This is a genomic window from Arthrobacter sp. Soil762, assembly GCF_001428335.1.
Lineage (GTDB): Bacteria > Actinomycetota > Actinomycetes > Actinomycetales > Micrococcaceae > Arthrobacter.
Map to the genome: position 1 here is coordinate 754,658 of NZ_LMSG01000001.1, position 18,987 is coordinate 773,644.

Annotated in this window: 16 protein-coding genes and 2 pseudogenes; 10 read left to right on the forward strand and 8 right to left on the reverse strand. The window is 64.9% G+C overall.

From position 1 onward, the window contains the following. The first annotated feature begins 72 nt into the window (after positions 1-72). From ASG77_RS03510 to ASG77_RS03530, 5 genes are read left to right on the forward strand one after another with little or no spacing between them, the layout of a single operon-like run. A complete protein-coding gene (locus tag ASG77_RS03510) occupies positions 73-1,509 on the forward strand; it encodes a GH32 C-terminal domain-containing protein (RefSeq protein WP_056341097.1) in 1,437 nt (478 codons plus the stop codon). Between the two features lie 47 nt (positions 1,510-1,556). After that, positions 1,557-2,891, forward strand: a complete 1,335-nt coding sequence (locus ASG77_RS03515; protein ID WP_056341099.1) for an ABC transporter substrate-binding protein — start codon at positions 1,557-1,559, stop codon at positions 2,889-2,891. A 49-nt stretch (positions 2,892-2,940) separates the two neighbouring features. After that, complete coding sequence (locus tag ASG77_RS03520; protein ID WP_056341101.1) at positions 2,941-3,822, forward strand: carbohydrate ABC transporter permease; 882 nt, start codon at positions 2,941-2,943, stop codon at positions 3,820-3,822. Further along, positions 3,819-4,724 carry a carbohydrate ABC transporter permease gene (locus ASG77_RS03525; RefSeq protein WP_056341103.1) on the forward strand — a complete coding sequence of 302 codons (906 nt, stop codon included), beginning with the start codon at positions 3,819-3,821 and terminating at the stop codon, positions 4,722-4,724. Before ASG77_RS03520 ends, ASG77_RS03525 begins: the two co-directional genes overlap by 4 nt. 38 nt (positions 4,725-4,762) lie before the next feature. Then, entirely contained in the window at positions 4,763-5,842 is a 1,080-nt protein-coding gene (locus ASG77_RS03530; protein ID WP_082575807.1) for a LacI family DNA-binding transcriptional regulator, read from the forward strand. Between the two features lie 141 nt (positions 5,843-5,983). Here the strand turns inward: ASG77_RS03530 and ASG77_RS22400 are convergent. The 4 genes and pseudogenes from ASG77_RS22400 to ASG77_RS03545 all read right to left on the reverse strand — a co-directional run. Then, positions 5,984-6,328: nucleoside monophosphate kinase (locus ASG77_RS22400; protein WP_235564266.1), on the reverse strand; the 345-nt coding region annotated here is incomplete at its 5' end. Between the two features lies 1 nt (position 6,329). After that, positions 6,330-6,680 (reverse strand): annotated as a pseudogene (locus tag ASG77_RS22405) (nucleoside monophosphate kinase); the annotation flags it as partial. A 57-nt stretch (positions 6,681-6,737) separates the two neighbouring features. Beyond that, the gene (gene exaC, locus ASG77_RS03540; RefSeq protein WP_056341105.1) at positions 6,738-8,261 is read right to left on the reverse strand and encodes an acetaldehyde dehydrogenase ExaC; all 1,524 of its coding nucleotides are present in this window, start codon (positions 8,259-8,261) and stop codon (positions 6,738-6,740) included. Positions 8,262-8,530: 269 nt separating this feature from the next. Continuing rightward, positions 8,531-8,914, reverse strand: a complete 384-nt coding sequence (locus ASG77_RS03545; RefSeq protein ID WP_056341107.1) for a MarR family winged helix-turn-helix transcriptional regulator — start codon at positions 8,912-8,914, stop codon at positions 8,531-8,533. Positions 8,915-8,998: 84 nt separating this feature from the next. Between ASG77_RS03545 and ASG77_RS03550 the strand changes: the two genes are divergently transcribed. Next, positions 8,999-10,510 (forward strand): MFS transporter, encoded by a 1,512-nt coding sequence (locus ASG77_RS03550; protein WP_056341109.1) that lies wholly within the window; start codon positions 8,999-9,001, stop codon positions 10,508-10,510. A gap of 329 nt (positions 10,511-10,839) precedes the next feature. Here the strand turns inward: ASG77_RS03550 and ASG77_RS22890 are convergent. After that, positions 10,840-11,154 (reverse strand): annotated as a pseudogene (locus ASG77_RS22890) (RraA family protein); the annotation flags it as partial. Between the two features lie 135 nt (positions 11,155-11,289). Beyond that, entirely contained in the window at positions 11,290-11,907 is a 618-nt protein-coding gene (locus ASG77_RS03560) for a LysE family translocator (protein WP_056341111.1), read from the reverse strand. 123 nt (positions 11,908-12,030) lie between these two features. Here ASG77_RS03560 and ASG77_RS03565 point away from each other — a divergent pair, with 123 nt between their 5' ends. The 4 genes from ASG77_RS03565 (at position 12,031) to ASG77_RS03580 (ending at position 16,955) form a co-directional block, all read left to right on the forward strand. Further along, positions 12,031-12,483, forward strand: a complete 453-nt coding sequence (locus ASG77_RS03565; RefSeq protein ID WP_056341113.1) for an Lrp/AsnC family transcriptional regulator — start codon at positions 12,031-12,033, stop codon at positions 12,481-12,483. Positions 12,484-12,612: 129 nt separating this feature from the next. Beyond that, positions 12,613-14,256 (forward strand): alkaline phosphatase D family protein, encoded by a 1,644-nt coding sequence (locus ASG77_RS03570; protein ID WP_056341115.1) that lies wholly within the window; start codon positions 12,613-12,615, stop codon positions 14,254-14,256. Beyond that, positions 14,253-15,563: an alkaline phosphatase family protein gene (locus ASG77_RS03575; RefSeq protein ID WP_056341117.1), complete on the forward strand. Its 1,311-nt coding sequence runs from the start codon at positions 14,253-14,255 to the stop codon at positions 15,561-15,563. Before ASG77_RS03570 ends, ASG77_RS03575 begins: the two co-directional genes overlap by 4 nt. Before the next feature lie 393 nt (positions 15,564-15,956). Further along, entirely contained in the window at positions 15,957-16,955 is a 999-nt protein-coding gene (locus ASG77_RS03580; protein ID WP_056341118.1) for an aldo/keto reductase, read from the forward strand. A gap of 215 nt (positions 16,956-17,170) precedes the next feature. Here the strand turns inward: ASG77_RS03580 and ASG77_RS03585 are convergent, their stop codons facing one another. Together ASG77_RS03585 and ASG77_RS03590 are read right to left on the reverse strand one after the other, a co-directional pair. Beyond that, complete coding sequence (locus tag ASG77_RS03585) at positions 17,171-17,917, reverse strand: hypothetical protein (RefSeq protein WP_056341120.1); 747 nt, start codon at positions 17,915-17,917, stop codon at positions 17,171-17,173. A gap of 148 nt (positions 17,918-18,065) precedes the next feature. Then, positions 18,066-18,917, reverse strand: coding sequence for a LysR family transcriptional regulator (locus ASG77_RS03590; protein ID WP_056341122.1), 852 nt, complete (start codon positions 18,915-18,917; stop codon positions 18,066-18,068). Between the last annotated feature and the right edge of the window lie 70 nt (positions 18,918-18,987).

Sequence of the window (18,987 nt, forward strand, 5' to 3'; positions counted from 1 at the left end):
CTTGATCAGAATTCCGATTGGGGCTAGATTACAAGTGATCAAACGTTTTAGCAGAAATGGACATCAGCGCCGATGAAACGCTCAGTATTCTTCCAGCCCTCCGATGGATGGGTTGGCGATCTTATCCCCTTCGAGAAGGACGGGGAGTTCTGGCTCTTCTACCTTCACGAGGTCCGCTCAGACCCGAAGCCGGGGACCTCGTGGAACCTGGTCACCACCAAAGACCTCACGCAGTTTGCGGACCAGGGTGTTTCGCTCCCCCACGGAAGCGACACCGACCTGGACTTCAACGCTTACACGGGCAGCGTCGTCGTCGATGAAAGCGGCAACCACCGCCTGTTCTACACGGGACAGAACCCACGGAACCTCGGACCGGACGGCGTTCCCCTGCAACTGGTCATGCAGGCCACGAGCACCGATGGCATGCAGACCTGGGTGAAGCACCCCGAGCTCACGTTCGGCGCCCCGGACGGCTATGAGTCCGGGGACTGGCGGGATCCGTTCGTCTTCCGGGATGAGGCGGCAGGCCAGTGGCGGATGTTGCTGGCGGCACGGCACTCCACAGGTCCTGAACGCCGCCGCGGCGTCATTGCGCAGTGCGTGTCCGGTGACCTGGTGAACTGGCGGCACACCGAACCGTTCTGGGATCCGCGCCGCTACATCACGCATGAATGCCCGGATGTCTTCGCGTGGGGTGACTGGTGGTACATGGTCTACTCGGAGTTCTCCGAATCGTTCACCACCCGGTACCGCATGGCCAGGAGCCCCGACGGCCCGTGGACGGTACCGGACCTGGACAGCATCGACGGGCGCGCCTACTACGCCTCAAAGACCGCGGAGCGGGACGGGCGCCGCTTCTTTTTCGGCTGGATCGCCAGCAAGGAAGGCAACAGCGACGACGGACCCTGGCAGTGGGCAGGCACCATGTCCGTCCTGGAAGCCCGCCAGAATGCGGACGGAACGCTCGGGTTCGCCTTCGCCAACGAACTGGTGGACAGCTTCTGGGAGGACGTCCCGGTGTCTCTGGCGCACGAACTGCCCACCCGGCTCAACGTCCCGGACGGATACACCGCGGTCGTCTCGGAGGAAGAACTGCCCAGCCAGTTTTACGCGAAGGCAGTGCTGGACATTGCCCCCGGGACAACGGAATGCGGTCTGCTGCTGCGCTCAGGGCCAGACGGTGACCAGTCCTACGTGCTGCGCCTGGAACCGAAGCGCGGCAGGCTCGTCTTCGACCGATGGCCAAGGACCAGCACCGGAGACGCGCAATGGCATGTCTCCGGCGACATTCCGTTCCACATCGAGTTGGAACGCCCGTGCCACCTTTCCCCCGGCGAACACACCCTGGAAGTCATCGTCGACGGCGACATCTGCGTTGCCGTCCTGGACCGGCAGGTGGCCCTCAGCACCAGGATCTACGACTTGCCCGCGGGGCGGATCGGCGTTTTCGCCGGCGAAGGATCCGTCACCGTCACTGAACTTCAAATACGTCAGCGCACCGACAACTAAATACACACCACCCTCATCCTCCGTTCCAATCAAAGGAGATTGCCCTCATGAAAAAACTCTTCCGTGCTGCCGCTGTCGCAGCCGTCACCGCCCTGGCTTTGACAGCCTGCGGCGGCGGAGGGTCCAGTGACCCTTCCAATGTCAGCCCCACCGGGGAAATCAAAGCCCGTGAAATCTCGTGGCTGCTTTCGCGGCCGGCCGACGGGGCCGTCATCAACATCATGAAGAAGCTGGCGGACGAGTACGCCAAAGACCACCCCGGCTTCGAACTGAAGCTCATCACCACTCCCGACCGGCCCTCCTACATCCAAAAGCTCGAGACGCTGGCCGCGGCCAACAAACTCCCCGAGCTCTTCGACACCGACGCCACGCCCTTCGCCCAGCAGCTGGCCAAACAAGGCAAAATGGTGGACGCCGAAAAGCTGCTGAAGTCCCTGGACGTTTACGACGACTACCGGCCCAGCGCGCTGGATTACCAACGGTTCGACGACGGGTCACTGAACATGATCCCGTTCCAGTTCGAGCTGGAGTTCGTCTGGTACAACAAAGCCCTGCTCCAGAAGGCCGGGGTCTCCGTCCCGAAGTCCCTCGATGACATCCCCGCCATGTGCACCGCCCTGCGCGATGCCGGCATCACCCCCATCGCCATCGACGGCCAGGACCAGTGGCCGCTCGAGCGGTACGTCGCCTACCAGCCGTTCCGTGAAGCCGGGCCGGACTTCATCCAGAAGCTCAAGAAGGGCGAAGCGAAGTTCTCCGACCCCGCAGGCCAGAAGACCGTCGAATGGCTGGCGGCGCTCGGCAAAGCCAAGTGCTTCCAGGACGGCTTCTCATCGCAGGGCTACTCCGACGCCCAGAACCAGTTCACCTCCGGCCAGGCAGCGATGTACAACATCGGCACCTGGGAGCTGCCCAGCCTGGCAACGGACAAGCTCAATCCTGCCGTACGCGAGGACATCGATTTCTTCACCTTGCCAACCACTGCAGGATCCGTCACGGCGGCAAACGAGTTCGTGTCGCCGTCGGGCATTGGAATGGCCGTCAACTCCAAGACCTACGACCCGCTGGTCAGCGACTTCCTGAAGTTCGCGCTGAAGAGGTACCCGGCCGAATACGCGGCCACCGGTGCACTCTCGCCGACCACCAATGTGGAGACCGCCCTGCCGGCCAACGCCGCGCCCTTGTACAAGAAGGCCCTGGAGAAGGCCAACGACCTCGGGGGCAAGCAGGCCATGCCGTGGGACACCCAGCTTGACCCGACAACCAACGGCCGGCTGCAGCAGGAGCTAGTGCTCCTCGTCCAGGGCAACATCACGCCCGAACAGTTCACCAGCACGATGGACAGCACCATCGCGCAGAACGCCCCGAAGTTCTTCAAGTAATCACAGCGGTGGGGGCTGCGGCTGCGGCCCCCACCCGAAAGGCCTAGCCATGCTCCCCAACAGGTCACGACTTTCTGTCCTGGTGTTCCTGCTCCCACCCTTGCTCCTTTACTGCGTCGCCGTGCTGTTCCCCATCGTGCAGTCGCTGTTCCTCAGCTTCTTCTCCTGGAACGGCATCAGCGACATGGAGTTCGTAGGGCTCGCCAACTACGTGCGGATGCTCACCGCAGACGACATCTTCTGGCGCTCCTTCTTCAACGCCCTCGGATATCTCGCCATCTGCCTGGTGCTGCAGCTCGGCGGCGCCCTGCTCGTGGCCAGCCTCCTCACCTCAATGCGACGCGGCCGCGAGCTCATCAAGACCCTCTACCTGCTGCCGGCCGTGATCTCCACCGTAGCCATCGCGTTCCTCTTCGTGCGCATCTACTCGATCGAACCGGTTGGCCTGCTCAACCAGCTCCTGCACTGGATCGGCCTCGGCGCCCTTGAACGGCCCTGGCTCTCGGACATCAACACTGTGCTCACCGCAGTATCGGCTCCGGAAGGGTGGCGGTTCACCGGCCTGTACATGCTCATCATCTACGCGGCGCTGCTGTCCGTCCCGCAGGAACTTGAGGAGGCGGCCCGCCTCGACGGCGCCTCGCGGTGGCAGCTGTTCACCAAGATCCGCTTCCCGCACATCATGCCCGTCTGGATCACCACCACGATCATGGCAACCACCTACGGCCTGCGCGGATTCGACATCCCCTACCTCATGACCAACGGCGGCCCCGGACAGTCCTCGGAGCTGCTGACCACCTACATGTACAAGACGGCCTTCTCGAGCACCGATTTCGGATACGCCAGCACCATCGCCGTATTCATCGTTGTCGAGTGCCTGGTGGCCGTAGGGCTCATCCTCTTCCTGCTCAAACGAAAGGCGGACGCATGACCGCGCCGGCAGCTCCGATCACCAGGCCTGTGGCAGTCCCATCAGACAGCCCGCCGCCGCTCCGCAGACGCAAGCCGCCCAGCCTTCACAGCACCCTGTCAAGGGTGCTTATCGCCCTCATCGTCATCGTGCAGGTCTACCCTCTCGCCTGGCTTTTCATCACCAGCCTCCGCACCGAACACGACTTCGCGACCGGCGACCCCTTCGCACTGCCAAAGTCCCTGACGTGGGAGAACTACGCCCGCGCCTTCGAGACGGGCAACCTCTGGTTGAACATCCTGAACAGTTTCATCGTCACCATGGGAGCCAATGTCCTGATTGTGCTGCTGGGAATGATGGCAGCCTATGCGTTGCAGGTCCTCGGGTTCCGGTTCAGCAAGTTCGTCCGCAGCCTTTTCCTGGTCGGCATCATCGTGCCCGTCCAGATCGCCCTCGTGCCGCTCTTCATCGACTACTCAACCATCAACCTGCTCGACACCTACCCGTCGATGATCATTCCCCTGGCCGGCTTCGCCCTTCCGATGTCGATCTACCTTTTCTCCTCATTCTTTGAATACATCCCCCGGGAAACGTACGAGGCCGCGTCCCTTGACGGAGCAGGTCCATACCGGATCTTCGGACTCATCACGCTGCCCCTTTCGGTAAATACCGTCGTGACGGTCGTCCTGGTCAACAGCATCTTCATCTGGAACGATTTCATCTTCGCCAACACCTTCGTCCTTTCCGAAGAACTGAAGACCATTCCACTGGGCCTGCAGAACTACATCGGCGCCATGGGAAAGACGGACTGGACGGCCACGTTTGCCGCCGTCTGCATCACCATCACGCCCCTGCTGCTGGTCTTCCTTGTGCTGAACAAAGCCATGATCCAAGGCCTGGAAAGCGGTGGGAGCAAGGGATGACAGCAGGAACAGCCGGATATACTCCTCAAGGAGGGCTCATGAATTCGCAGGAGAATAGTTCGGTCACACCACTGGGTGCGGCTGCACCCCTCGGACGTCCCGGGCGCCCTCAGCCCGTCACGCTCCGGCAGGTAGCCGAGGCCGCGGGCGTTTCGACTGCCACCGTCTCCCTGGTAGTGAACAAGAAAAAGACTGCCCGGATATCCGACGAAACCCGCCAGCGTGTGCGGGACGCCATCCGGGACCTGGGCTATCGGCCGAATGCCATGGCGCAAACCCTGGTCAGCGGGAGTTCGCGGTTCATCGGGCTCGTAGCCGATGCCATTGCCACCACCCCTTTTGCCGGCCAGATCATCCACGGCGCCCAGGATGAAGCCTGGAAGCACGGCTACGCACTTCTCATCGCCAACACCGAAGGCAACCGCGAGCTGGAGACGGACGCCATTGCCATGATGCTCGAATACAAGGTGCGCGGAATCCTCTACTCCACCTGGTTCCACCGGCCCACGGACATCCCGGCCTCCCTCAAGGAGTCGGACTTCGTCCTCGTCAACTGCTTTTCCACGGAACCAGGCTCCCGGGCCGTGGTCCCGGATGAAGTACAGGGCGGCCGTTCAGCCACGGAGATCCTGCTGAAACACGGTCACCGCCGGATCGCCTTCATCAACGCCACCATCCCGGCCCCGGCTAAGGACGGACGGCTCCAGGGCTACAGGGAAGCGCTGGAAGCGGAAGGCATCCCGTTCGACGCGGGCCTGGTCTTGGAAGCCTACCCAGACCAGGAAGGCGGGTACGGAGCGACCGAGGAACTCCTCAAGCGCGAAGCCACTGCCGTGTACTGCTACAACGACCGAATGGCGATGGGGCTATACGACGGGCTACGCGAGCACGGGCTCTCCATCCCCGAGGATATGGCAGTGGTGGGATTCGATAACCAGGAAGTCATCGCCGCCCACGTCCGGCCCCCACTTTCCACCGTAGCTCTCCCCCACTACGAACTGGGCGCAGCCGGAGTGCGGATGCTCCTGGGCCTTGATGAGGCACCGGCCGCGGACCCCACAAAAATCCACTGTCCCACCGTGGAACGAAACTCCGTGCGGGCTCTGGCCCCCGCATAGGCGCACCCAGGAATTTGCCAGTGCCGCCGTCCAACGAGCCGTGCGTTCGCCCGTACAGCCAGGTCGAGCCTGTCGGATTCCGGTGGCGGTTTCCGACAGGCTCGATCACCGCTACTCATCAGCGGTGCAGGCGGTTGGGTACTACCGTCCGATTACGGCGGAGACCTTAAGAAGATCTCCGAGCGTGCTCATCACCCTGTCCGTGACCTCGCCGACCCCGCCGATGCCGTCAACCTGGGTCAGGATGCCGCGTTCGGCATACTTGGCCACAACGGCTTCGGTCTGCTCGTGGTACAGGTCAAGGCGGTGGCGGATCACGGCTTCGTTGTCGTCGCTCCGGCCGGTTTCCTTGGCACGGCCCAACAGGCGCGAGACGAGTTCCTCGTCATCGGCAGTGAGCTGCAGGACGACGTCGAGCTTTTCTTCGCTGTTCGCGAGGATCCCGTCAAGGTAGTCCACCTGCGCCGTGGTGCGCGGGTAGCCGTCNATCGGCAGTGAGCTGCAGGACGACGTCGAGCTTTTCTTCGCTGTTCGCGAGGATCCCGTCAAGGTAGTCCACCTGCGCCGTGGTGCGCGGGTAGCCGTCCAGGAGGAAGCCGTTTTCGACGTCGGACTCGCTGAGGCGGTCCCGGACCATCTTGTTGGTGACGCTGTCCGGAACGAAGTCCCCTGCGTCCATGTACTTCCTGGCCTCGATGCCAAGAGGAGTTTCGCCCTTCACATTGGCGCGGAAGATGTCGCCGGTGGAGACCGCGGCTACACCGAGGCGCTCCGAAATCCGTTCGGCCTGTGTTCCTTTTCCGGAACCGGGAGGTCCGATAATCAGCATTCTCGTCATGTAAAAGCCCCTTCGTGGTACCAGTTTGTTGAACGCTAGCTGTGCTATCTGCCCGGGCTAGAAGAAGCCGAGCTTGTTCTCTGAGTGGCTGACCAGGAGGTTCTTGGTCTGCTGGTAGTGGTCCAGCATCATGGAGTGGTTTTCACGGCCGATGCCTGAGGACTTGTAGCCGCCGAACGCTGCCCCGGCGGGGTAGGCGTGGTAGTTGTTCACCCACACCCGGCCGGCCTGGATCTCGCGGCCGGCACGGTAGGCCACGTTGCCGTTACGCGACCAGACGCCGGCGCCAAGGCCGTACAGGGTGTCGTTGGCGATGCTGACTGCGTCCTTGTAGTCGCCGAAGCGTGCAACGGAGACCACCGGGCCGAATATCTCCTCCTGGAAAATCCGCATGCTGTTCTGACCCTCAAAAATGGTCGGCTGGACGTAATAGCCGCCGGCCAGGTCCCCATCTAGCTCCGTCCGCGCACCGCCGGCCAGGATTGTGGCGCCCTCTTCGAGTCCGACGTCGATGTAGGAGAGGATCTTCTCCATCTGGCCCACGGATGCCTGGGCGCCGATCTGGGTGTTGGTGTCCAGCGGGTTGCCCTGGATGATCTGTTGCGTCCTGGCCACGGCATCAGCCATGAAGGAATCGTAGATACCGTCCTGGACGAGGGCGCGGGAGGGGCTGCTGCAGACTTCGCCCTGGTTGAAGGCGTACAGGGTGAAGCCCTCCAGCGCCTTGTCGTAGAACGCGTCGTTGGATTCGGCAACATCGTTGAAGAAGATGTTCGGGCTCTTGCCGCCGAGTTCCAGGGTGACCGGGATCAGGTTCTGGCTGGCGTACTGGCTGATCAGGCGCCCGGTGGAGGTCTCGCCGGTGAACGCGATCTTGCGGATCCGCGGGCTGGAGGCCAGCGGCTTACCCACTTCCGCCCCGAAGCCGTTGACGATATTCAGCAGGCCCGCAGGCAGCAGGTCCGCAATGAGTTCCGCCAGGACCAGGATGGAGGCCGGGGTGTTGGAAGCGGGCTTGAGCACCACCGCGTTGCCGGCCGCGAGGGCAGGAGCCATCTTCCAGACGGCCATCAGGATGGGGAAATTCCACGGGATGATCTGGCCCACGACGCCGAGGGGTTCGTGGAAGTGGTAGGCCGTGGTGTCGTCGTCGAGCTGGGACAGCCGGCCTTCCTGGGCGCGGATGGCGGAGGCAAAGTAGCGGAAGTGGTCCGCAGCGAGGGGAATGTCCGCATTCAACGTTTCGCGGATGGGCTTGCCGTTGTCCCACGATTCGGCGACGGCGAGCATCTCCAGGTTCGCGTCGATCCGGTCGGCGATCTTGTTCAGCACGGCGGCGCGCTCTGTGGCCGAAGCCTTGCCCCACGCCGGTGCGGCCTTGTGCGCGGCATCGAGCGCGAGCTCAACGTCCGCGGCGGCGCCGCGGGCCACCTCGGTGAATTGCTTTCCGTTCACCGGGGAAACGTTCTCGATGTATTGGCCGGTCGTTGGAGCCACCCATTCTCCGCCGATCCAGTTCTCGTAGCGGTCCTTGAACTGGACCTTGGATCCTTCTTGGCCGGGCTGTACATAAACAGTCATGGTCACTCCTCTGGAAAACAGACGTCTTCGTCCTGGCCCCATGCTAGAACTTCAAAGGTTGCGACCAGGCTGCGAAGGGTACCGCCAGCTACCGACCTCGGACCGGACGCGTCGTCCCCGTCACTTGACTCGGCGGCCGCGACAACCTTGGCCCGTTCCCTACGGAAAGGCCCGCCAGGACCTCCGGTGTAGGCAACAGATGGTCAGTTGTCGGCGGTAATGATTCACACCCTTGCGGGCTCAGCTTCACTGGGAAACGTCCGCCTTGGTCAGTATTTGCCGAGGTTTTCCCTGAGCAGGGCGCGGTGTTCGATGGCGGCTTGCCTGTGGAGTGCGCGGCCGGCGTCGGTGAGTTCCAGGAACAGTGAGCGGCGGTCATCTGCGCAGGACTGGCGGGAAATCAGTCCGGCTTTGTCGAGCCGGTCCACCACCTTGGACATGGCGCTCTGGGTCATGGGCGTGCGCTCACCGAGTTGCTTCATGCGGCATGCCGCGTCGGTGCTTTCGGCCACGAGGTCCAGGATTTCAAACTCCGTCAGGCCGATGCTGAACTTCGACTCCAGCGCACGCTCCAGCGCCCCCGCCGTGTGAAAGTACGTGGTCTGGATGCTGCGCCATTGCTCAACCAACTGGCGGTCCTGCGGTTTTGCCATGCAGCGATTCTAGTTCATGACGAATTAAAAGTCCACGTCATAATATTCCTTGTCATTCAATGACGTGTCATATAAGTTGTTGCCATGACTTCAACTTCAACCCTTGAAAGAACAGCCGGAGACCGGCTTACAGCTGTGCGCTGGACCCGTGCACAATGGATGCTCCTCCTGGTCCTGTGCACCGTTCTGGCACTCGACGCACTGGACGTATCAATGGTCGGTGTGGCCCTGCCCTCGATCGGCACCGAACTTCATCTCGGAACCGAATCCCTCCAGTGGATCGTCTCCGCCTACGTGCTCGGCTACGGAAGCCTGCTCCTGCTGGGCGGTCGCATGGCGGACCTGCTCGGCCGGCGGCGCATCTTCCTGATTGCGCTCAGCGTTTTCGCCGCAGCATCCCTGCTCGGCGGGCTGGTGGATGACCCGGCCCTGCTGATCGCCACCCGTTTCGTCAAGGGCCTGGCCGCCGCATTCACGGCTCCCGCTGCCTTCTCGATCATCACCACCAACTTCGCTGAAGGGCGCGAGCGCAACCGCGCCTTGTCCATCTTCACCACGTTCGGCGCCAGTGGATTCTCCCTCGGCCTGGTTGTAGGTGGCCTCATGACCTCCTTGAGCTGGCGCTGGACCTTCCTGGTCTCCGTTCCGGTGGCAGTCGCCGTTGTGATCCTTGGCCTGAGGTTCATCCCCCGGGACGGAGCCGCGGGCCAGGCCGCAGGCCAGGATACAACCGGGGAGCAAGAGAGCGGGCATGACGTCTGGGGCGCCATCACGCTCGCGGGCGGCATGCTGGGGCTGGTGTACACGCTGGTAGCGGCGCCGGGGAACGGCTGGGGATCTGTGGCAACTATCGCCGGATTCGTGGCCTCCACCGCGGTGCTGGCAGCGTTCGCCGTGATCGAAAACCGCGTCAAACACCCCCTGATCCGGTTCAGCATCCTCAAGGAAGGCTGGGTTGCCCGGGCCAATCTCAGTGCCGTGGGGCTGTTCGGTTCCTACCTGAGTTTCCAGTTCATCCTGACGCTCTACCTGCAGTCCGTGCTGGGATGGAGCCCCCTGGGCATGGCCCTGGCGCTGCTCCCGACCGGCCTGCTGGTTGCCTCGAGCGCACCCTTCGCGGACCGGCTCATCGAGAGATTCGGCGCCCCTCGGCTGATCCTGACCGGACTGGCATCGTTGACGCTCGGATACGTCCTGTTCCTTCGAGTAGGCACCTCGCCCAACTACGTGACCGACATTCTGCCGTCCGTCCTGCTGTTGGGGGTCGGTTTCGCCCTGGCCTTCCCGTCCATCAACGTCCAGGCCACCGCTGGCATCCGTGATTCCGAGCAAGGTCTGGCCGCAGGCCTGATCCAGACCAGCACCCAAGTCGGCGCCGCCCTGGTGCTGGCCGTCACCACGGCAATGGTGAGCGGTCACGGCAACGCGCCAGAGGCAGGTGCCGCCGTCGATGCGGCCGCGATGCTGGAACAGTACCGGCCTGGCCTGATCCTGAGCGCCGCGGTGGCCGTGGCTGCCCTCCTCGTTGCCGCGACGCCCAAGCTATCGCTGGGCAAACGGCAAAAGCCGGTGGTGGAAACCGGCGGGCGTCCATAGATCCATAGTGAGCCTTGAGGAACCGAGAGCAGCTGAAACCGGCCCCAACCGCGCCGAAGCCAGCGGCTACTCTTCGATCTCTCCCCCGAACGCACGCAGGTGCTGACGGAAGGTGAAGCTGGGGTCCGCGGCGCGGGCTGCGAGGTACGCCCCCAGACGGGCCTGAGACCGGAATGTGGTGTCCATGTGCATTTTCGCCGCCTGGGAGCGTTCCGTGTCCCGGATCGCGGCGGCCACTTCTGCGACGTCGGCGGCGCGGCTGAGCGGGATGAACAGGACACCAGCGCATCGGGGTCACGTGGGTCCAGCCGCTGCGGGCCCACCGGCAGCGTCCCCTGACTGAAGACCGGCAGGCGGATGGTCCGCAGCTCTGTGGTGTCGCGGTGCAGACCCCAGATGAGGATGCCGGCCAGCCCTGCCCGGCTCGCCTCCAGCGTCACGAGGTCCCCGACGCAGGCTTCGTCCTGGCGGCCGCCGTTGTCGACCACCAGGACGTCGCCGGGTTTGGCGCGTTCGATGGCCTCGAGGAAGACGTCAACGCTGCCGTAGTGCCGGGCCGGACGGACCCTGCCGGCCAGGTGCGTGCCGCTCCAGAGCGGGCCGGTTCCAGGCGGGGCGCAGCGGACTTCGATGCCGAGCCGCATGCAGGCATCTGCGACGTGCGGGGTGGTGAGGTCAAGATAGGTCCGGTGAAGCTGTTCGGGGCGCAAGGGTACTCCTGGGTTCTTTGATGGTTCTTAGGGGTCTTCGGTGATGTGCCGCCGTCGACTCTTCCTTGGTCAGTGCATCAGCTGCTCCACGAGGAGGAACAGCCCGATCACCACCATCGCGGCGCCGGAGATCCGGGTCACCGTCCGTGCCGCGGCGGGCCGGGTGCGCAGCACTATCCGGGCGCCGGCGCCCACCCCGGTATAGACGACGGCGCAGCTCGCCACGTGAACCAAACCAAGCACCACGATCTGCCCGGCCATGGGCCACTGGGCGCCGGGGTCCGTGAACTGCGGCAGCAGGGCCAGGAACAGCAGGAAAAGCTTCGGGTTCAGTCCGCTGATTCCCGCGCCTCTGAGTGTCTGGCGGAACCACGAGCCGGAGGCCTGTTCCTCTCCGGCCTGCGGGATGGCGGGGCTCCGGAGCATGCCGATCCCCATCCAGACCAGGTACGCCGAACCGGCCACCGTCAGGACGGTCAGCACCACAGGTGAACCGGCCACCACCGCCCCCACGCCGGCGGCGACCACGGCGGTGGCTGCCAGGTGCCCCGAGAGCAAACCCCCGACGGCGGGCAGTACCGTCCGGTGCCGCAGCCCCGCCGAAATCGCGTAGGCCCAGTCAGCCCCAGGGGTCAGCACAAACAGGAAGGACACCGCCCAGAACGCCGCGACAGTACCAAATGCCATTCCATCTCCTTGCAAGCTGACCCGCGGAGTGTCCGAAGGTCTCTTCCAAGCCTAGGAAAGTCAGCCCCAAAGGCGCTTCCAACTTCTCCCCCTTCAGGCGCCTAATGGGGAAGAATATTCTCCATGGACAACGTTGACAGGAAAATCCTTGCCGAGCTGCAGATGGACGGCCGCCTCTCGCTGACTGAGCTCGCCGAGCGCGTCAACCTCAGCCTCTCGCCCTGCCACCGCCGGCTGCGGGCGCTGGAAGAGTCCGGCGCGATCAGCGGCTACCGCGCCCACCTCGACGCCGAAACCCTGGGCCTCACCTTCGAAGCCCTCGTCTTCGTCACCATGCGCGACGCCGACCACGACACCGTCGCATCCTTCGAACAGGCCGTCGCCACTATCCCCAACGTCCTGCAGGCCCAGCGGCTGTTCGGCGATCCCGACTACCTCCTGCAGGTGGTCGCCCGGGATCTGCGCGCCTTCCAAAAGCTCTACGACGACCGCATCTCCACGCTCCCCGGCGTCCAGCGCCTCAGTTCCACACTCGTCATGAAAAGCGTCGTCGAGAACCGGCCCCTGCCCTTGTGAACCTCTCGCTTCCCTAGCGCTGGATAAGCCACGATATGGACTGCGCCACGGAAAACACTGGGTGAACGTCTGGCTAACCAGGCCAAAAAGCCGCCCCCTGACCCGTTGAGCGTGCGGATACTGGAAGGCATGACTAACTTTACTCGTCGTCAAGTTCTGCGCTCAGCAGGGGTCGCTGCCGTGGCTGGGGCCATGGTCTCCGGCACCGCAGCAAGTGGCTTTTCCGCCTCCCAGGGTGGCGTCTTCTGCCACGGGGTCGCATCGGGAGACCCGATGGCGGACAGCGTGCTGCTTTGGACCCGCGTGACACCAGCGCCCGCGGCGCTGCCAGGCACCGGGCTGGGCCCGGATGTGTCCGTCGGCTGGGAAATCGCTGCGGACGCTGGCTTCAAGAAGATCGCGGCCAGGGGTACTGCCGCCACCGGCGCGGCCCGGGACCATACGGTCAAGGTCATCGCGGGCCGGCTAGCCCCCGCCACCGACTACTGGTATCGCTTCACGCTGGGACAGGCCGTATCGCCGGCGGGCCGTACCCGCACCGCCCCCGCGGCGGGTGCGGTCGTGGACCGGCTGAAGTTCGGCGTCGTCTCGTGCGCCAACTGGCAGGCGGGCTACTTTTCGTCCTACCGCCACCTCGCCGCGCGCGGCGACCTCGACGCCGTGCTTCACCTCGGCGACTACCTCTACGAATACGGGCCCGGCGAATACCAGGCGCGCGACGTCGTCGTCCGCCCCCACGAACCCGCCCACGAAATGACACAGCTCGCGCACTACCGGCGCCGTCACGCCCAGTACAAAACCGACCCTGACCTGCAAGCCCTGCACGCCGCCGCCCCGTTCATCGTGACCTGGGATGACCATGAATCGGCCAACGACGCCTGGAAGGGCGGCGCCGAAAACCACACCGAGGGCGCCGAAGGCGCGTGGAGCGAACGGATCGCCGCCGCGCACCAGGCTTACGCCGAATGGATGCCCGTGCGCTATGAGCCGGGGGGCCAACTGTACCGACGCCTGGACTTCGGCTCCCTCGCCAGCCTGTCCATGCTGGACCTGCGCTCCTACCGTGACCAGCAGGCCGCCAACGGTGCGGATCCCTCCGTCAGCAGCCCCGCCCGCACTATCACCGGTGCCGCACAGATGGACTGGCTGCTGGGCAACCTCAAGTCCACGGGCCCGCAATGGAAGCTTGTGGGCAACCCTGTCATGATTGCGCCCGTCCGCGTTCCCTCGACGCTGAACACCGCAGAACTGGCCGGTGTGCAAAAGCTGATGGGCGGCACGAGCATCAGCGGCGTGCCTTATAACGTGGACCAATGGGACGGCTACGAGGCGGACCGCAACCGCGTGGTCCGCCACCTGCGGGATAACGCCGTCAAGGACACCGTGTTCCTCACCGGCGACATCCACTCCGGCTGGGCCTGCGACATCCCCGCGGATCCGGCCAGCTACCCGGCCACGGGCGATTCCGTGGCCGCGGAACTCGTCTGCACTTCCGTCACGAGCGACAACCTCGACGACATCCTGAACGTTCCGCCCCGGACCGGATCCGTCGGCGTCGAGAACGCCATCAAGGCGGCCAACCCGCACGTGAAGTACCTGGACTTCGACTCGCACGGCTACTCCGTCCTGGACGTGACAGCCGCCGGCGTTCGGATGGACTGGTACGTCCTCGCCGAACGCACCTCCGCCAGCTCAGGAGCCACACTGTCCACATCATTCAACGTCCAAGCCAACTCCGGCAAAGTCACCCCGACGCAGGGAGGACTTCAGTGAGCCGTTCACCGCAGCCGGGCACGCCCGCCAGCAGCAGACTTTCGACGCCGGGACGCCGGCAGTTTCTGCAAATCGCCGCCGCCGGCGGGGCCGCCGTCGTCCTTTCAGCGGCACCGGGCACCGCCTGGGCTGCCCCCGCCGCTGGACGGACCCGAAGCTACGTGCTGGTGGTGGACGGCTGCCGGCCGGATGAGATTACGCCCGCCCTGACGCCGAGGCTGGCTGCCCTCCGCGATGCCGGCACCAATTTCCCGGCGGCACGCTCCCTGCCGGTGATGGAGACCATCCCCAACCACGTCATGATGATGACGGGTGTCCGCCCGGACCGCTCGGGCGTGCCGGCCAACTCCATCTTCGACCGGACTGACGGCGTTGTCCGCGACCTCGACCGGTCCACGGACCTGCACTTCCCGACCCTCCTGGAGCGGCTGCAGGAGCTCGGCCTCACCACCGGCTCCGTGCTTAGCAAGAAGTACCTTTACGGCATCTTCGGTGCCCGCGCCAGCTATCGGTGGGAACCCGAGCCAGTGCTTCCCGTAACCGGCCACGCGCCCGACGCCGCCACCATGGACGCCCTGCTGGCGATGGTGAACGGGCCGGACCCGGACTTTGTGTTCACCAATCTGGGCGACATCGACCGCGTAGGCCACTCGGACGTTTCCGGAACCACGTTGCGTGCGGCGCGTGAGGCTGCCCTGGCGGAAACAGACCTGCAGGTGGGGCGCTTCATCGACCACCTCAAGAACGCCGGCAAATGGGGCTCCAGCGTAGTGATGGTCCTCGCCGACCATTCCATGGACTGGTCCATCCCCAGCAACCTCATCTCGATCAACCTCATCCTCCAGTCCCGTCCGGAGCTGCAGTCGAACATCACGATTGCCCAGAACGGCGGCGCGGACCTGCTCTACTGGACCGGCCCCGAACCGGACCGCGCGGCCGGACTGGCCGCCGTCGAACAGCTGGTCAGAGCGCATGAGGGCGTGCTCTCGGTCAACAGGCCGGCGGACCTGCGGCTGGGCCACGAGGCCGGGGACCTGGTGGCCTACTGCCGGGCGGGCTGGCGCTTCTCCGACCCGTACGTCGCGTCCAACCCGATCCCTGGCAACCACGGTCACCCCGCCACAGAGCCCATCCCGTTCTTCATATCAGGCGGCAGCCCGCTGGTAGTGAAAGGATCGGTGTCCTCCGAGGCTGCCCGGACCGTCGACGTCGCGCCCACCATCGGCGGAATCTACGGACTCAAGGCCCCCGCGGGAGGCTACGACGGCACGGGCCGGGCCTCTGCCCTGACGAAACCGCGCAACTGAGGACGCACTATTGGGCTCTGCTGCCCGGTTGGTGGTTCCCATGCGCGGTCTCGCCGTAGCGCTCCCTTTTGACCGCGTGACGGTCAGGAGGGCGCCGGCGAGTATGGAGAGGGTGCTGTGTTGGTACCAGCCGGTCGATTGCCGTCCGGGGCGCGCTGACGCGTCCGTCCCGGTCAGTTTGATACCGATGAAATAGTGCCTCCCGGCGGCGATCTCCAGTACAGGCTCACCGAAAACCGGCATCATGCAGCCCACCGCGTTCCAACTACAACGAAGGGTGGTACTGACAGGCCCTCCCGCCGGTCTCGAAGCGCCGTTAGCGTTGTTGGAACGGGCAACTCCACTTCTCAGAAAGTGCGACCCGCCCTCCCTTCGACCTCAGGAGCATGACATATGGACAAGCGCACCCTCGGCACCAGCGGCCTGGAGGTCTCCGCCATCGGGCTGGGCTGCATGAGCATGAGCGGCGGCTACAGCGACCGGCCCGACCGGCAGGAAATGATCGCCCTGATCCGCGCGGCCGTGGACCGCGGCGTCACCTTCTTTGATACTGCCGAGATCTACGGCCCCTACGCCAACGAGGAACTCGTGGGCGAGGCGCTCGCCCCGTACCTGGACGACGTAGTGATCGCCACCAAGTTCGGCTGGGACATCGACCCGGCACAGCGCAAGGCGAGCGGTAAGGTCACCAGCCGGCCCGACGTCATCAAGCGTGTGGTGGAAGGATCACTGCAGCGCCTCGGCGTGGACGCCATCGACCTGTACTACCAGCACCGGGTGGACCCCGATGTCCCCATCGAGGACGTGGCGGGCGCCGTCAAAGAACTGATCGACGCCGGCAAGGTCAAGTATTTCGGCATGTCCGAGGCCGCCGCCAGCACGATCCGCCGGGCCCACGCGGTCCAGCCCGTGACCGCCGTCCAGAGCGAATACTCGCTGTGGTGGCGGCGCCCCGAAGAGGACGTCCTGGCCGCCTGCGAGGAACTGGGCATCGGATTTGTGCCTTTCAGCCCGCTGGGCAAGGGCTTCCTCACCGGGACGATCGACACCTCAACCAGCTTCGAGGCCGGCAACGACATCCGCGCCACTATCCCCCGCTTCACCCCCGAGGCCAGGGAGAACAACCGTGCTGTGGTGGACCTGCTGGCCGGGATCGCGGAGCGCAAGGGCGCCACTCCGGCCCAGATTGCGTTGGCCTGGCTGCTGGCGCAGAAACCGTGGATCGTCCCGATCCCCGGCACCCGGAAGCTGCACCGGCTGGACGAGAACCTCGGCGCCGCCAACGTAACCCTGACCGCGGACGAACTCGCTGAGATCGAAGACGCCGCCGCCAAAATCCAGGTTCAGGGTGGCCGTTACAACGAAGCCGGGGAACGGATGACCAACCTCTGACGCGGCAGCTCCAGCTGCAGGCCCCCTGGTTGGAAGCCCCCACGCGAGTTGAACTCGAGCGCGGGGGCTTCCGGGTTTCGGTGGGGGGAACGAAACCGAGATCAATCTACCGAATCCGCGCGGGCGCAGTCACGGAAATGACCGTTTCTCCCAAATCTTGTGTGAACCTTGAGCCGGCCCGCCTCGAGCCCCCGGGCAGCCCAACCCCCAGCCGTCTAAACCGCTGGCCGCAGCGAGGTGATCATCCGTTTGATGTCCCGGTACTCAGGGGTTGCCGCGTACTTCTTGGCCTGTTCCAGATACGGCAGCGACTCCGCCCCCGGCGTCACGTTGTTTCCGGGGTTGTAGAACGCGCCGAACATGGCAGCGGTGGGCGGCCACGTGAAGAAGTGGAAGATGGCGCACGCCGAGTCACCGTCCGGTGCAGGGACCGACGTGATGCCGTAGGCCGCGGCCGGCGTATTGGCCGGACCCGGCGCAGCATCGTTGCCGCGGGTCTCAAAAACGAACCAGGGCGCCGCGCCGCCCTGCGCCAGCAGCGGCAATTCTTCAGCCTCCAGTACCTCGTACGGGAACCGCTCCAGGCACGTGGACCCGGTGGCCATGTTGGTGCGGAGTGTCGCCAGCGGCTTCCCTGCCTGATTGGTCACCTCGGCGAACGCACCGCCGCCTTCGGGCAGTTCGCCGGCCGGGTCCCTGATGCTCCACGCGGCGGGGTGCTCAAACGTCAGTTGGCCGTCCGCCGTGGTGTAGGCGGTCCAGGCGGCCGACGCCGCTGCGGTGCCGGTGGCACTCGGCGAGACCGCCGCCGTCGGCACGGCAGTGGTGGTTCCGGTGGCCGCGGACGTGACCGTGGGGCTGGGACTCGCCGTCGGGCCCGGCTGCGGGCCGCACCCCGCCAGCAGCAGCGCCATCAGAATAGCTGTGGGAATTACCGCGCCCGACACGGCCGGACTGCGCATCACACCCTCCTTTGGGCCTGACTATTGGTCCTTAAATTGTGGTGCTCCGGGTGCACAAGGATCCAGCGGCGGCCCGATTGGCGCCGAACCGTTGCGGGGATAACGAACGGATCCCCCAAACGCCCCGGTCAGGAAGCAAACGCGCGGCTCAGGAATAGAGGGCCGCAAGCAGCTCGACGACGCCCTGCGTCCCCGAAGGCGGGTCGGTCTTGGACCAGGCGACGTAAACGGGGACCGGGGCGGCGTCGCGCACGTGCCGGTACACAACACCCTTGCGCCGGTACTGATGCGCCGTTGATTCCGCAGTGATGCCCCGCGCCTTGCCGCTGCCGATCACCGTCAACCAATCGTCGACGTCGTCCGTGGCGATAGTGCGCTGCGGCTGCTGGCCTTCGGGCCACAGGTCCAGGCGCGTGCTTCCGGTGCGCCGGTCCAGGGCAATCGGTTTGCCCGCGGCTTCGGCAAGGCTGATGCTTCGCTTGCCGGCAAGGGCGTCATCCGCTGCCATGGCGCAGAAGCGGCTCTCCAGCCCGATGAGGACAAGGCTGATGGACGCCGTGTCGGGGACTCGCCGCAGGATGGCCAAGTCGCTGGTTCCTTCCGCCAGTCCCGCCGTCGGGGTGTTGGTCCGGATGAGGCGCAGCTCCGTATTGGGAAACGCGTCCGCCCACCTGCGCTGGAATTCCGTGGTGTGCCGGCCCAGCGCGGACCAGGCGTAGCCGATCCTTACCGTGCCGCCGCCGTCGGCCGCCTCCTGCTGGATGGCCTCCATAATCGAGAGAACACGGCGCGCATGCCGGACCGTCCGGTCGCCGGCGGCGGTGAACTCAATGCTCCTGGTAGTGCGGTGCATGAGTCGCACACCCAGGGCGCGCTCCAGGGCAGCGACGTTGCGCGACACCGCCGCCTGCGACATGCCCAGCTCAATGGCGGCGTCAGTAAACGTGCCCGCTTCGGCCACACCAACCAGGCAACGCAGGTGCCGCAGCTCCATGTCCATAAGCTCATTCTATTCATACGCTGGACGCATAAGAGCGCCCGTCTATGCATTTTGGACGCAACCCCGGCGG

Bases quoted from the DNA above. Each gene is read 5' to 3' on its own strand.
- ASG77_RS03550 (WP_056341109.1), top strand. From the start codon at position 8,999: ATGACTTCAACTTCAACCCTTGAAAGAACAGCCGGAGACCGGCTTACA.
- ASG77_RS03565 (WP_056341113.1), top strand. From the start codon at position 12,031: ATGGACAACGTTGACAGGAAAATCCTTGCCGAGCTGCAGATGGACGGC.
- ASG77_RS03515 (WP_056341099.1), top strand. From the start codon at position 1,557: ATGAAAAAACTCTTCCGTGCTGCCGCTGTCGCAGCCGTCACCGCCCTG.
- ASG77_RS03570 (WP_056341115.1), top strand. From the start codon at position 12,613: ATGACTAACTTTACTCGTCGTCAAGTTCTGCGCTCAGCAGGGGTCGCT.
- ASG77_RS03525 (WP_056341103.1), top strand. From the start codon at position 3,819: ATGACCGCGCCGGCAGCTCCGATCACCAGGCCTGTGGCAGTCCCATCA.
- ASG77_RS03580 (WP_056341118.1), top strand. From the start codon at position 15,957: ATGGACAAGCGCACCCTCGGCACCAGCGGCCTGGAGGTCTCCGCCATC.
- ASG77_RS03560 (WP_056341111.1), bottom strand. From the start codon at position 11,907: ATGGCATTTGGTACTGTCGCGGCGTTCTGGGCGGTGTCCTTCCTGTTT.
- ASG77_RS03530 (WP_082575807.1), top strand. From the start codon at position 4,763: ATGAATTCGCAGGAGAATAGTTCGGTCACACCACTGGGTGCGGCTGCA.
- ASG77_RS03590 (WP_056341122.1), bottom strand. From the start codon at position 18,917: ATGGACATGGAGCTGCGGCACCTGCGTTGCCTGGTTGGTGTGGCCGAA.
- ASG77_RS03585 (WP_056341120.1), bottom strand. From the start codon at position 17,917: ATGCGCAGTCCGGCCGTGTCGGGCGCGGTAATTCCCACAGCTATTCTG.
- exaC (WP_056341105.1), bottom strand. From the start codon at position 8,261: ATGACTGTTTATGTACAGCCCGGCCAAGAAGGATCCAAGGTCCAGTTC.
- ASG77_RS03520 (WP_056341101.1), top strand. From the start codon at position 2,941: ATGCTCCCCAACAGGTCACGACTTTCTGTCCTGGTGTTCCTGCTCCCA.
- ASG77_RS03510 (WP_056341097.1), top strand. From the start codon at position 73: ATGAAACGCTCAGTATTCTTCCAGCCCTCCGATGGATGGGTTGGCGAT.
- ASG77_RS03545 (WP_056341107.1), bottom strand. From the start codon at position 8,914: ATGGCAAAACCGCAGGACCGCCAGTTGGTTGAGCAATGGCGCAGCATC.